This is a genomic window from Microbacterium sp. MYb62 (assembly GCF_002979475.1).
Classification (GTDB): Bacteria; Actinomycetota; Actinomycetes; order Actinomycetales; family Microbacteriaceae; genus Microbacterium.
On the sequence record NZ_PCOY01000022.1, the window covers coordinates 30,625 to 43,556 of the forward strand.

General features: G+C 70.4%; 12 protein-coding genes. 5 read left to right on the forward strand and 7 right to left on the reverse strand.

The window, feature by feature from the left end; all coding sequences use genetic code 11:
* Positions 1–1,509 (forward strand): PucR family transcriptional regulator, encoded by a 1,509-nt coding sequence (locus CQ042_RS16830; protein ID WP_181157607.1) that lies wholly within the window; start codon positions 1–3, stop codon positions 1,507–1,509.
* Positions 1,510–1,527: 18 nt separating this feature from the next.
* On the opposite strand, the gene CQ042_RS16835 is transcribed toward CQ042_RS16830, so the two are convergent.
* Both CQ042_RS16835 and CQ042_RS16840 read right to left on the reverse strand, forming a co-directional pair.
* Complete coding sequence (locus tag CQ042_RS16835; RefSeq protein ID WP_105671606.1) at positions 1,528–2,988, reverse strand: MFS transporter; 1,461 nt, start codon at positions 2,986–2,988, stop codon at positions 1,528–1,530.
* 55 nt (positions 2,989–3,043) lie between these two features.
* Entirely contained in the window at positions 3,044–4,384 is a 1,341-nt protein-coding gene (locus CQ042_RS16840; protein ID WP_105671632.1) for a M20/M25/M40 family metallo-hydrolase, read from the reverse strand.
* Between the two features lie 98 nt (positions 4,385–4,482).
* On the opposite strand from CQ042_RS16840, the gene CQ042_RS16845 reads away from it, so the two are divergent.
* From CQ042_RS16845 to CQ042_RS16860, 4 genes are all read left to right on the forward strand, one after another.
* Positions 4,483–5,223 (forward strand): SDR family oxidoreductase, encoded by a 741-nt coding sequence (locus tag CQ042_RS16845; protein ID WP_105671607.1) that lies wholly within the window; start codon positions 4,483–4,485, stop codon positions 5,221–5,223.
* A 108-nt stretch (positions 5,224–5,331) separates the two neighbouring features.
* Complete coding sequence (locus CQ042_RS16850; protein ID WP_105671633.1) at positions 5,332–5,727, forward strand: hypothetical protein; 396 nt, start codon at positions 5,332–5,334, stop codon at positions 5,725–5,727.
* 70 nt (positions 5,728–5,797) lie between these two features.
* On the forward strand, positions 5,798–6,064 hold the full coding sequence (locus CQ042_RS16855; protein ID WP_105671608.1) for a thioredoxin family protein: 267 nt from the start codon (positions 5,798–5,800) through the stop codon (positions 6,062–6,064).
* Between the two features lie 93 nt (positions 6,065–6,157).
* Entirely contained in the window at positions 6,158–6,571 is a 414-nt protein-coding gene (locus tag CQ042_RS16860; protein WP_105671609.1) for a VOC family protein, read from the forward strand.
* Positions 6,572–6,583: 12 nt separating this feature from the next.
* Here the strand turns inward: CQ042_RS16860 and CQ042_RS16865 are convergent, their stop codons facing one another.
* Genes CQ042_RS16865 through CQ042_RS16885 form a run of 5 tightly spaced genes read right to left on the reverse strand, consistent with a single transcriptional unit; the run spans position 6,584 to position 12,898 of the window.
* Entirely contained in the window at positions 6,584–8,098 is a 1,515-nt protein-coding gene (locus tag CQ042_RS16865) for a CdaR family transcriptional regulator (RefSeq protein WP_105671610.1), read from the reverse strand.
* Positions 8,095–9,123 (reverse strand): DUF917 family protein, encoded by a 1,029-nt coding sequence (locus tag CQ042_RS16870; RefSeq protein ID WP_105671611.1) that lies wholly within the window; start codon positions 9,121–9,123, stop codon positions 8,095–8,097. The genes CQ042_RS16865 and CQ042_RS16870 overlap by 4 nt, the downstream gene beginning before the upstream one ends.
* Before the next feature lie 10 nt (positions 9,124–9,133).
* Positions 9,134–10,252: a DUF917 domain-containing protein gene (locus CQ042_RS16875; protein WP_105671612.1), complete on the reverse strand. Its 1,119-nt coding sequence runs from the start codon at positions 10,250–10,252 to the stop codon at positions 9,134–9,136.
* Entirely contained in the window at positions 10,249–11,349 is a 1,101-nt protein-coding gene (locus CQ042_RS16880; protein ID WP_105671613.1) for a DUF917 domain-containing protein, read from the reverse strand. Before CQ042_RS16880 ends, CQ042_RS16875 begins: the two co-directional genes overlap by 4 nt.
* Position 11,350: 1 nt before the next feature.
* On the reverse strand, positions 11,351–12,898 hold the full coding sequence (locus CQ042_RS16885; protein WP_105671614.1) for a hydantoinase/oxoprolinase N-terminal domain-containing protein: 1,548 nt from the start codon (positions 12,896–12,898) through the stop codon (positions 11,351–11,353).
* Positions 12,899–12,932: the final 34 nt, after the last annotated feature.

Genomic DNA, 12,932 nt, shown 5'->3' on the forward strand with positions numbered 1-12,932 from the left:
GTGGCTGTCACCGCCCAGCCGACGTTGCGCGCCCTGCTGCGACGCCGCGATCTCGGCCTCGCCCTCATCTCCCGCGAGGCCGCCATGCCGCCGGGAGCGCTCGACCGTCCCCTGCGCTGGGTGCACAGCTCCGATCTCGCCGATCCCACCCCGTTCCTCTCGGAAGACCTGGCGCTGCTGACCACCGGAACGCAGTTCGACGAGGCCGTCGGCATCGACACCTACGTCGGACGCCTGGCCGACCGCGGCGTGCTCGGCCTCGGCTTCGGCACCGAGGTGCACCGCTCCGGCATCCCCGAGGAACTCGTCGTCGCCTGTGCCGATCACGGGATGCCGCTTTTCGAGGTCCCTTACCGCACGCCCTTCATCGCGGTGGCCCGCGCGCACTCCGAAGCCATCGCCGCCCAGGCGTACGCTCGCCGCTCCTGGGCGCTGGACTCGCAGCGCGCCCTCGCGCTGGCGGCGCTCCGGCCGCGGGGTCTCGATGCGACAGTCGCCGAGCTGGGCCGCAGACTCGACGTCTGGGCCGGGATGTTCGATGCCGCGGGGGCGCTGTTCCTCTCCCACCCTCGTGACGGAGTGGCCCGGCGCGTTCTCGAAGAGCTCGGCGAACGTGTGCGGGAGATCCTCGACCGTGGACTCGAAGCCGGACAGTCTCTCCGCATCGAGGAGCACTCGTTCATGCTGTTCACCGTCGGCCGGGGCGGACATCTGCGCGGGGTGATCGCCGTGGCCGTCGACACGCTCGACCCGGAGGCACGGTCGGTCGTGACCTCGGTCATCGCCATGGCCGGCCTCGCGATGGAGCAGAGCGAGCAGCTCGCCCGCAGCCGTCGACGCCTCCACACCCAGCTGCTCGGATCGCTTCTCACCGACGATCCCACCCTCGCCAGGCGGGTACTGGGCGGCCTGCCCCCCGCACCGGTGGTGGTGGCCGTCGCGGGCGACGCCCAGGTGGGGCCCGTCTCCGACTGGTGGGAGCGGCATCGCACCGAGCACGGGACCGCCGTGTTCCTCGCCGAATCGGAGGACGGCCTCACGATGTGCGTCTCCGCCGAGGACGATCCGCTGCTCGACGAGGTGGCCACACGGTTCGGCATCCGCATCGGCGTCTCCGAGCCCGAGAACTACGACACGTTCGCCCGGGCGCATGCGCAGGCTCTCACGGCGCTGCGCCAGCAGGGGACGCACGGTGCCGCACGGTACGCCGACACGGTCGGCTCGAGCATCCTTTCCGCGCTCGCGACCGACGAGGCCCGCCTGGTCGCCGAATCGCGCCTCTCCCCGGTGCGCGAGCACGACGCCCGCACCGGCGCCGACCTCGAGCACTCCCTGCGCACCTGGCTGGAACACGACGCCAGGGCCGAGTCCGCCGCCGCCGCCCTCGGCGTCCACCGACACACGCTCCGTTCCCGGATCGCCCAGGCCGGCGCCCTGCTCGATGTCGACCTGTCGACGTTCCCCGCCAGAGCCGAGCTCTGGACGATCCTCCAGACGGCCCGCGACTGATCGGGTCCCGGCTGCCGGTCAGATCGCCGGAGCGGCCTCGACCTCGACCGAACGATCGGTGAAGGCGTTCTTGGGGACGAAGACGAGGATCACGGCGGCGGCGAGCGCCGTGACTCCGCAGACGATCCACACCGTGAAGTAGCCGGCGAGCGAGCCCGCGGTCCCCTCGGCGCCTCCGGCCGCGCTGGTCACGCCGTGCAGCAGCGCGATGCCGAACACGCACGAGGCGATCGCCCCTCCGACCGTCTTGACGGAGTTGGTGAGACCGGTCGCGACTCCGGTCTGCGACGCGGGGGCCGCGGATGCGGCCGCAGCAGGAAGAGCGGCGACCAGTGCGCCCGAGCCCAGGCCGACGACGACCATGTTCGTGATGACCTGCGCGTAGGTGTCGTGGAACGGCAGGAAGAGGAGGAAGCCGATACCGACCAGCACCGAGGCGCCCATCAGCGTCAGCCGCGGCGTGGCCGCCCGTGCCACCGTCGGGAACAGCAGCGCTCCGGCGATCATGGCGATGAGGTAGACGCCGATGATCAGCGAGGTCGCGAATCCGCTCGTGCCGAGCCCGTAGCCGTACACCGACGGATCAGTGCGGGCGAACGTCGACAGCGGCGCCTGCGCACCGAGCACGCTGACGCCGAAGAGCCCGGCGGTCAGGAAGACAGGGCCGAGCGCGGGAGAGCGGAACATGCGCACGTCGATCAGCGGATCGTCGCAGCGCAGCTCCCAGAACACGAAGGGGATCACCAGCAGGACGCCGAGCACCACCACGGCCCACGACCACGGGTTCGTCAGGCCGCCCTCCAGGCGGAGCAGGCTGAGACCGCCGGTGAAGCAGACCAGGGCGAGGGAGATCAGCACGAGCCCGACCGTGTCGAAGATGCCGCCGGTGGGCTCCGGCGACTCCTTGACCCCGAACAGGATCACGAAGAAGCAGATGACGATGAGCACGGCGGGCACCAGCAGGACGATCGTCAGCGGCAGCACGTCGATGAGAGCCCCACCCACGAGCGCGCCGATGATCGCGCCGCCTTCGAGGGCGGCGACGAGGAGTCCGGCCGCCTTCGCCGTGATCGAGGAGCGCCCCTCCATCCGCCGCGAGCGGGACCAGATCAGGGCGATCTCGAGCGGGAGCCAGACGACGTAGAAGCCCATCAGCGCCCAGGCCGCGAGGAAGACGCCGAAGGAGTCGGTGAACGGCAGCACCAGGGCCGCCGCCGCCGTGACCGCGGTCGAGATCAGCAGCATCCGCTTGTGGCCGACCATGTCGCCGAGCTTCGCGAAGGCCGGCACGACGAGCGCCGACAGCATCAGCTGCGTGCCCTCCAGCCAGTTCACGTCGGCGTCGTGGATGCCGAGGTTGCGGGCGATGTCGGTGAGCATGGGCGTGTAGTACCCCTGCAGCACACCGCTGGTGAACTCCACGAAGGCGAGGAAGCCGACGACGACGGCGAGGGTGCCCAACGTGCGGGTGCGCGTCATCGCGTCTCCTGCTTCTTGTCCGGATTCTCCCGCGCGAGGCAGGAGGAGGGTGAGATCACCCTAGCCGTTCGAGGAGCGCGCGATGGAATCGCTCCCCGCGCTCCAGGGCGGCGATCTCGACGCTCTCGTCGACCCCGTGGATCGACGCGCGCTGCGCGTTCGACATGTCCAACGGCGCGAAGCGGTACACGGCGGGCGAGAACCGGTGGAAGTGCCGCGAGTCGGTGGCCGCCATCATCACGTAGGGCACGGCGGGGACGCCGGGATGGGACACCTCGAGCGCGGCGGCGAGCAGCGCGAACGGGGCGTTGTCGGTGGGCGACTCCGGCGACGGCTCGCTGGCCTCGACCACCTCGACGGCGATCAGCGGGTCGCGGATGCGTCGCCGCACACGGTAGACGGTCTGCTGCGTCGTCTCGCCCAGCGCGATGCGCAGGTTGACCGTGGCAGAGGCCTGCGAGGGCAGCACGTTCGCCGCCGTGCCGCCGGTCTGCATGGTGGGCGCGACCGTGGTGCGGACGAGTGCCGCCGGCTCCCCGCCGAGCGCGGCGAAGACCTGGGCGGTCAGCAGCGGCGTCGATGCGAGGAGCCGCAGCAGGTGGCGGGCGGGCCCTGACGTCTGCGCCGACAGCTGCGACAGCATCCGGAGGATCGCCTTCGAGGCACGGGGACGGAAAGTCCTCGGGCCGAGTCGGTCGACCGCCCTGGCGACGCGCCGTACCGCCGTCAGCGACGGCGGTGCCGATGCGTGTCCGCCCTCCCCGCGCGCCGACAGCCTCACCGTCATCACGCCCTTCTCGCCGACGCCGATCATCGCCGCGCGGCCGGGGACGAAGGGCAGGGGTGCATCGACGACGGCGCCCCCCTCGTCGACGACGAGCCATGGCACGATGCCGCGATCGCGCAGCACCCGGGCGATCTCCTCGGCCGCGCGACCGTAGGTCTCCTCGTTGCCGCCGAAGGAGAGGTACACGTCACGAGGAGGGACGAAGCCGTCGGCGAGCAGATTCTCGACCGCCTCGAAGACCACGATCAGAGGCCCCTTGTCGTCCAGGGCGCCGCGCCCGTAGACCGAGCCGTCGGCGATCACCCCCGCGAAGGGCGGATGGGTCCAGTCGTCGCTCTCGTCGACCGGGACGACGTCGTAGTGCGCCATCAGCACCACAGGTCCTCCGGATGCCGCACCGCTTCCCGCCCAGTGGAACAGGAGCCCGAAGTCGGTGTGCCGTTCGAGGTGGAGCTTCGCGTGGGTGAGCGGATACAGCTCGGCGATCAGTGCCACGAACGCCTCGAACGGAGCCGTGCCGCGTTCGTCGAGCTCGGCCGAGACCGTCGGGATCCGGATCATCTGCGAAAGCCGTTCGGCGATGCCCGAGCGCACGGTCGATGTGGTCACAGTCGACATCGTACCGAGCCTCGTCGCCCGCATCTTCGCCTGCGCTTGCTCGTCCGATCCGCGAAGGAGAAGGATGTACCGAGACGAAGGGGCAGCACATGAGGATCGCCGTGGCAGGAGGAACCGGAACCGTCGGTCGACCCACCGTCGAGGCGGTGCGGGCGGCGGGGCACGAGGCGGTCGTCCTCAGCCGGTCGCAGGGGGTCGACCTGGTCACCGGGCAGGGCCTGGACTACGCCCTGGCGGGAGCCGACGCCGTGATCGACGTCGCGAGCGTCGAGACGCTCAAGGCGAGCGCGGCGGTCGAGTTCTTCACCGCCGCGACCGGGAACCTCGTGTCGGCGGCAGCGGATGCGGGCGTCGGGCACGTCGTTCTGCTGTCGATCGTCGGGATCGATCGCATCCCCTACGACTACTACGCCGGAAAGGTCGCCCAGGAGAAGATCGTCGAGGCGTCGCGCGTGCCCTGGACCATTCTGAGGGCGACGCAGTTCCACGAGTTCGCCGGCCAGATGTTCGCGCGCGCGAAGCTGGGCCCGCTGCACGTCGCCCCGAACGCCCGCACGCAGCCCGTGGCGGCCGGGGAGGTGGGCGAGCGCCTCGCGACTCTCGCCTCAGGAGTGCCGCAGGGTCGCGTGCGCGACCTCGCCGGTCCTCGCGAGGAACGGCTGGCGGAGATGGTGCGCGCGTTCGCCCGGCGCGAGGGGTACCGCGGATGGGTACCGGCGCTGAACGTTCCGGGTCCGCAGATGGCGGGGATGCGGGCCGGGCACGCTCTCCCCGGCCCGGATGCGGACCTCGGTCGGCAGACTTTCACCGAGTGGCTCGCCGCGAGCTGACCACTTCGAGTTCCCCTCCACAGAGCGCTCAAGAACAGGGTTCTCCCCACTCACTGCAACCGCGTTCCCGCCCTTGGCAGGATGGAATCGGCCGACGAGAATGAGAGCGTGATCACCGTGACCGAGCCGCAGATCTGGACCATGATCGGCGCTGTCATCGCGCTGATGTTCGGCATGCTCACCGCGGTCTCGACCCTCTTCGTCCGCGTGCTCCGCGCCGAGATCGGTGCGGTCGAGACGAAGATCGGCGCAGTGGAGACGAAGATCGAGACGAAGATCGGCGCAGTGGAGACGAAGATCGATGTGGAGATCGGCGGGCTGGAGACGAAGATCGATGTGGAGATCGGCGGGCTGCGCAGGGAGATGATCCAGCGCTTCGAGGCCGTCGATGCACGATTCGACGCCGTCAACACTCGCATCGATGCGGTCGGCTCCCGCATCGACGGCCTCGACCGGGATGTGCAGGCGCTGGTGAAGCGCACGTTCGGCCTCGACCGCGGGTAGCGCCCCGGGGAACAGGTCGGCATGCTCGACGGTTGCACCCCGGAGACGACGCTAATCCGAGGAGGAGCGCATGGAGCTGACCCTGGTGTCATCGTCGTTCTGCGGTGCCTGTGCACGGACGCGGACGGTACTCGCCGAGGCCGCGCGATTCCTCCCGGATGCGACGGTCACCGAGATCGACGTCGCACAGGATCCGGATGCCGCCGAAGAGCTCGCCATCGCATTCACCCCGACCGTGATCATCCGTGACTCCGACGGTGCCGAGGTCTTCCGCGCGACCGGCGTGCCCACCGTCCCGCAGGTGCTCACCGCCGCGGTCAAGGCGCTCCCGGTCTGACGCTCCCTCCCTCTTGCGGACCCGCCGGGCGCGGCGCAGACTGAGCGTCAGCGGTGCCGGTCGTGACACCTCTCACCCATTCCTGGAGTCCTCATGCCTGCTCTCAACCCGTACCTCTCCTTCCGCACCGAAGCCCGCCAGGCGATGGAGTTCTATCAGAGCGTCCTCGGCGGCGAGCTCGTCATCAACACCTTCGGGGAGTTCCCCGACATGGTGCAGGATCCGAGCCAGAAGGACCTCGTGATGCATGCCCAACTGGATGCTCCGGATGGGCTGGTGCTGATGGCCTCCGATTCTCCCGATGGGATGCCGTACGAGAAGCCGCAGGGCTTCTCGGTGTCGCTGAGCGGCAACACGCAGGACACCACCCGCGCTGTGTGGGCGAGGCTGTCGGACGGCGCGACGATCACGATGCCGCTCGATGTGCCGCCATGGGGCGGCCTCTTCGGGATGCTGATCGACCGCTTCGGCATCCCGTGGATGCTGCACGGCGACCCGGAGGACTGAGCCGGGATCGGGTCAGCGCGGCTGCACCGCACGGCAGGCGAGGTGCAGGGCGAGACGCGCCTCGGGGTCGGTCATGTCGATCCCGAGAAGTTCCTGCACCCGGCGGATCCGCACCGTCACGGTGTTGCGGTGCAGACCGAGCGCGGCTGCGGTCGCGGCGATGCCCGACTCGTGGTCGAGGTACGCGGAGAGCGTCGCGAGCAGCTCGCCTCCTCCCTCCCGCAGCGGGGCGAGGAGCGACTCGGCCGCAGGGACGAACGTGTCGTTCCCGGTCCACGCCAGCAGGAGCTGCTCCAGACCGAGGCTGTCGACACGCACGAACCATCCCGTCGTCGAGCGCGATGCCGCGATCCGCGCCGCATCGCCCGCCTCGTCGAGGGTCGTGGCGAGGCCCTCCGATCCTCCCTGCAGCGAGCCGACTCCGGTCGCGACCGCGAAGTCGCGCAGCACGCCGAGATGCAGATCGCGAAGCGAGGCGACCGCACGCTCCACGCGATCGGGGTCCGGCGGCTCCGGGAATGTCAGCCAGCCGCTCAGGCCACGACCGGCGGTCGTCGCATGCGCTTCGCCGTCGATCGCGCTGAGTCCCGCGCTGACCGACCGCAGCAGCGAGAAGGAATCGAGTCGGCCTCTCGCCACCATCCGGAATCCCAGGTGATGACCGCCCGTGCGCCAGCCCCGCTCGAGCATCCGCCGCTCGACATCGGCGTCTGCAGCCCCGTGCAGATCGACGAAGTCCCGCAGCAGCCCGGAGGACACCGCGACGTCGTTCACGGCCGCCACCTCGTCGATCAGGATGCGCGCCGCCACCGCGGGCATCGCCACCTCGGCGGCGACGGAGAGCGACAGCAGCTGCGCCTCGCCGAGTCCCTGCCCGAAGAGCACGAGTCGCAGACCGCTGCGCCCTGGGCTGTCCACGCGTACCGATGCAGCCGACGCGGTGCCCACCCTCGCGCGATCGAGCCACGAGTCGAAGCCGATCGCGGCGTGCAGGCGCTCGTCGAGATGCGCACCCGCTTCCTGCAGCACCCCGGACGAGTCGATCAGTGCGGCACCGACGCCGAGGTTCGCGGCGATGTGCCCCAGCAGGTCGGCGAGGTCGTCGGCGGCGTACTCGAAGGACTGCGCGACCTTGCGTACCTGACTCAGCGTCAGGGCGTCGCGGGCCTCGATCAGCATCCAGCAGGCTTTCGCGAGCTGGATGGGGCGCTCGACGTCGAGCAGGCACAGGCCGATCCGGTCCGCGAGGCGCAGAGCCCCCGCGTCGAACGCCGCGGCGCCGGAGAGCGCCAGTCCGGTGTACCCGCGATCGCGCAGCCGACGCAGCAACGCGTCCTGCTGCCAGGTCGACGTCGGAGCCGCCGACGTGACGATCGCCAGCCGGTCGGGGCCGCTCTCGGTCAGCTCGGTTTCTCCCGCTCCGACCGCGACCGCGACCCACGCCGTGTCCGCCGGCCCGGCGACCCGCCGCAGGCCGCCGTTCTCGGCGTGGGCGAGCAGCGCACGCAGCTGCAATGTCTCGTTCACGCCGCGTCCAGATCGTCGAGGCCGTATGCGGAGGGGATTACCTTCGCGCGCCGATCGGGCCGGGCGTTCCACCATTCCGGTGCGGGGATGGCGAGCACCGCGACGTTGCGCGCCAACCGCAGCTCCGTGGCCTCGAGGATCTCGCGCGACACCGCGTCGACGACGACGATGATCGTCGGCGCGGATGCCACGAGCCGACCGTCGGTGAGCACGGCCAGCGTCTCGGAACGGCTGACGACCCGGTGCACCGCTCCGGCGAGCCCGCTGATCTCGACCGCGTTGACATGAGGATCCCGCGCAGACGGAGCGACCGAAACGATCCGCCCCTCGGCCAGCAGTTCCGCGCCCAGGGCATCCGCCAGGAGCGGGAGGGGTGCGGCGGCGGACGCCAGGTAGGCCCTGCCCAGTTCGAGCGCGTGCGCGAGGTGGCCGCCGATCGCATGCTCCCTCAGGTCGCCGACGGTGAAGCCGCCCAGCACGGCGCAGCCGACCCCACCGGCTTGGATGACCGCCGAGCGCACGACCCTCTCGGCGTCGATCGCCCGGTGCGCCTCGACGAGTGCGACCCCGTCGGCACCGGTGTCGCACGCGAAGACGAGACCGGGTATCCGATCCACGAAGAGCGACATCTGATCGAGCCCCGGCAGGGCGCGCCCCGTGCAGTCCGCGTCGACCACGACGTGCGTCCCGGCAAGGGTCAGCGGTGCCAGGCCGTTCATGCCGCCCCCTTCGAGGGAGCAGACCGCGGGCACCGGATGTCCGATCCATCGTTCGACCGCACTGAGGAGCCGGGAGAACGGCTCCAGTCCCGGAAGCTTCTCCCCGAGCAGCATCGTCGACCCGACGAAGGCGACGCCGAGGCAGGGCGTGGCCGGGTCGAGCGACGAGATCGGCGTGACCTCGATGGGCCAGTCCCCGGCACCGGCGAGCATCAGTTCGAGCATCGTCGTCGAGCCGCCCCCACCGGAGCCGAGCAGGGCATAGCCGCGGGCGAGCGCCGTGAGGTCGTCGCGCTGCAGCATCATGCGCTCCAGCCTAGGGAGAAACGCCTTCGGAGGCGGCGAGCGTCTCGACGGGGACGAACTCGGACGCGAGGCCGAACGCCGAGGGACCGAAAGCGGAGAGGGCTTCCGGAGTGCGCATCATCTCGGGCGTGGAGATGCCGAGCACCCGCACGCGCTGTCCGTAGCGGAGCCCTTCCGTCGTGATCGGCTCGGCCGTCTCGTGATCGACCACGCAGATGAGGTCGGGCACGATCGCCACCAGCGTCTCCCCGCGCCGGGCGATGAGGTTCTCGTTCTGGAACGAGATCTCGAACGTGTCGCCCTCGTCCGCCCCGAGCGGTGCGATGACGGCACGCCCCTTGGCGAAGCCCTCGGTGGTGCGCCGCTCGACGTCGATGACCTTGCCGACGCAGAGCTCGCGCAGGTGCGGGTAGAGGGTGGTCGAGAGCGTCTGGGCGATCGCCTCGAACGGCGAGTGGTGCTCCTCACGGGCGACCCTGATGGCGCGGCCGAGCGCGAGGGCCATCGAGATCGTGCGGGGAACGGCGGTGCGTCGGACGTCGGCTCCGGTCATCGCGTACTCGGCGATGTGCCCGACGCCGCCGAGACGGATCGTGATGCCGCGGGCGAGCCATTCCATCTGCCGGTCGTCGTCGCCCGTGTCGATCACGACCTTCTCCCCGCGTTCTCCGGCGAGCGCGAGCGGGGAGCCGTGCACGCCGTACACCGCGAAGGTCTCCATCGACAGCTCGGGGAACGCGCGCCCCATGCCGTCGGCGTCGACCACGGGCAGACCCGTCTCGGCGGCGACGATGAGGGGGATCATCGAGTTGATGCCGCCGCACTCGATCGGCATCGTCGCATCGGCTTTCCGTCCGAGGTGCTCCTCGAGCGTGCGCAGCGCGAGAGTGGGCTCGGTGCCGGCGGGGATCTTCTCGATCATCACGGTCGGCGCGCCCATCTGCGCGGTCGGGATCACGAACAGGTCGTCGGCGAGCTCGTCCGGGTCGAGGATCGTGATGCTCCCCTCCCCCAGCACGCGCTCGACCAGCATCTTGCCGATGTACGGATCGCCTCCGCCACCGGTGCCGAGGAGCGTCGCGCCGCGGGCGAGGTCGGGGAGATCGGCCGCGGTGAGTTGCCAGCTCATGCCGCGGCTCCGGTCGAGACGGTCCCGGTCGAGATGCTGCCGTCGAAACGGTGTGCCGCCATGTCGTAGCCGAAATAGCCGGGGCCGACCATCGCGAGCGCCGCCTCCGAGTGCCAGCGCTCATCGGCCGGCGCCGCGATCACCCGCACCCGCTGCCCGTAGCGCAGGCCCTCGGTCGTGATGGGCTCCCCGGACTCGCCGTCGAGCACCATGATGAGGTCGGGGGTGGTCGCGAGGACCGCGCCATCGGCCTCGGCCACCAGATGCTCGTTCTGGAACTGCAGGGTCAGCGTCGCTCCGGCGTCTCCAGCGATGCGCGCACGTCCGCGCGCGAAGCCGGTGGTCGTGGCCCGATGCACGTCGACGACCTTGCCGTCGAACAGCTCACGCCCCCCGAGGAGGTCGACGACGGCATCCACCGGATCGGTCTTCGCCTCGCGCGCCGTGGCGATGCGCTTCCCGATCTCGATGCAGCGGGACAGCGAGCCCGAGACCAGCGATTCCCGCGCGGCGGTGCCGGACATGGAGAAGCCGGAGATCATGACCGAGCAGCCCATCTCGACGCAGGCCACGCGAGCGATGCGCTCGGTCCACGAGTTGTCTGCCGTCTGCAGGACACCGGTGTTGCCCTTCTCGTCGCTGAATGCGAGAGGCGAGGCCGTGACGCCGTACAGCGTCGGGAGCACCATCTGCAGCTCGGGGAATGCACGCCCCATGCCGTCGGCGTCGACCAGCGGCAGTCCGAGCGCCGCGGCTGCGGCGATCGGGATCGTCGAGTTCACCCCGCCCACCTCCGCGCAGGCGATGTGGGTGACGGGGCGGCCGAGATGGATGCTGAGCGCCTTGACCGGCTCGATCACCTCGGCGAGACTCGGGAGCTTCTCGACCATGACGGTCGGCGCTCCCATCATCGCGACGAACAGCACGAGCGCGTCGTCGGGGACCTCGTCGAGTCCGACGACCGTGACGTCGCCGGAAGTGAGCGCCTGACGAGCGAGGAGGGCACCGATGTAGGGGTCCCCTCCGCCGCCGGTGCCGAGCACGGCGGCACCGCGGGCGAGTCCGTCGATGTGTGCGGGGGTGATGGTCCAGCTCATGTCACACCGCCATGTCGAGGTCGCCGACCGCCTTCACGCGGATGCGTGTGGCGTTGCCGGGGAGGTACGGGATCGGCACCTCGTCGAAGTCGATGATCGACACGGTCGACGGCTTGGCGCCGGCGGCGATCGCCTTGTCGACCGCCTCCGCCCGCACCTCGGCGAGGGTCTCGTCGCGACGACCGGGCTCGATCGCGTACACCTTGTCGATCTCGCCGCCCACCTGCGCGATCGAGGCGCCGATCGCGTTCGCGACCGCATAGTTCTCGGGACGGTGCACGGTACCGAACAGCGGCAGCTCGTCCGGGAGCAGGATGGATCCGCCGCCGACCGCGACCACCGCGATGGGCTCCGGCGAGGTGCGCATCCGGTCGACGGCCTCGGACACGCGCTCGGCGATGCGGGCGAGCACCCGCTCGACGAACACCGGGTCGAGGTGCGCGACCTTGCCGGCGTCACCCACCTGTGCGCGACCTGCGGCGACCGCGATGTCGGTGGCGGTGAGGGTCGAGCCGCCGAAGACCAGAGCCTCCGTCGTCAGCTTGTACCCGACCGATGCCGGTCCGACCTCGGCTGTCTCCTCGTCGACGATGCTGCCGCCGCCGATGCCGAGCGAGAGCACATCGGGCATCCGGAAGTTGGTGCGGATGCCGGCGACCTTGACCTCGTTCGCCGTCTCGCGCGGGAAGCCGTTGATCAGCAGTCCGATGTCGGCCGTCGTGCCGCCCACATCGATCACGGCGCAGTCGTCGAGACCGCTCGTGGCGGCGGCGCCGCGCATCGAGTTGGTCGGCCCCGAGGCGAACGTCGCGACCGGGTAGCGGCGCACGTATTCCTCATCCATGAGCGTGCCGTCGTTCTGGCTGAGGAAGATCGGCGCTTCGATGCCCTGGGCCCGCACGGCCGAGGTGAGCCCGTCGACGATCTCGGACGCGAGTTCACGCAGCGCGGCGTTAATGATCGTCGCGTTCTCGCGCTCCAGCAGGCCGATGCGTCCGATCTCGTGCGAGAGCGAGATCGCGGCATCCGCTCCCAGCACCTCGGCGACGATCTCGGCCGCCCGCACCTCGAGGTCGTGGTTCACCGGGCTGAACACCGAGGAGATCGCCACCGAGCGGATGCCGTGCGCCTTCATGTCCTCGGCGTGCGCCCTGATCTCGTCCGGGTCGAGCGGCGAGATCGGTCGGCCGTCGAACTCGTAGCCACCGTGCGCGAGGTAGCTGCGGGCCTGCGTCGCCTCGACCAGGACCTCCGGCCAGTCGATCAGCGGCGGCAGGGCGCGCGTGGCGGGGAGGCCGAGACGGAGCGCCGCGACAGGGGCGAGACGGCTCGCCTGTACGAGCGCGTTGATGAAGTGCGTCGTGCCGATCATGACGGCATCGATGTCGACGCCCTCGAACGCGTGACCGGCCCGCAGGTCCTCGATCGCCTGGATGATGCCGCTGGTGACGTCGGGGGTGGTCGAGTGCTTCACCCCTGCCAGCGTGCGGGTGCCGTCCATGAGGACGGCGTCGGTGTTGGTGCCGCCGACGTCGATGCCGATGTGCATGATTCTCGCTTTCCTGGGAGGGGTGTCTGTCTCG

Excerpts from the sequence above, each read along its gene's own strand:
- CQ042_RS16835 (WP_105671606.1), bottom strand. The coding sequence starts at position 2,988 with ATGACGCGCACCCGCACGTTGGGCACCCTCGCCGTCGTCGTCGGCTTC.
- CQ042_RS16845 (WP_105671607.1), top strand. The coding sequence starts at position 4,483 with ATGAGGATCGCCGTGGCAGGAGGAACCGGAACCGTCGGTCGACCCACC.
- CQ042_RS16855 (WP_105671608.1), top strand. The coding sequence starts at position 5,798 with ATGGAGCTGACCCTGGTGTCATCGTCGTTCTGCGGTGCCTGTGCACGG.
- CQ042_RS16860 (WP_105671609.1), top strand. The coding sequence starts at position 6,158 with ATGCCTGCTCTCAACCCGTACCTCTCCTTCCGCACCGAAGCCCGCCAG.
- CQ042_RS16870 (WP_105671611.1), bottom strand. The coding sequence starts at position 9,123 with ATGATGCTGCAGCGCGACGACCTCACGGCGCTCGCCCGCGGCTATGCC.
- CQ042_RS16875 (WP_105671612.1), bottom strand. The coding sequence starts at position 10,252 with ATGAGCTGGCAACTCACCGCGGCCGATCTCCCCGACCTCGCCCGCGGC.
- CQ042_RS16880 (WP_105671613.1), bottom strand. The coding sequence starts at position 11,349 with ATGAGCTGGACCATCACCCCCGCACACATCGACGGACTCGCCCGCGGT.
- CQ042_RS16885 (WP_105671614.1), bottom strand. The coding sequence starts at position 12,898 with ATGCACATCGGCATCGACGTCGGCGGCACCAACACCGACGCCGTCCTC.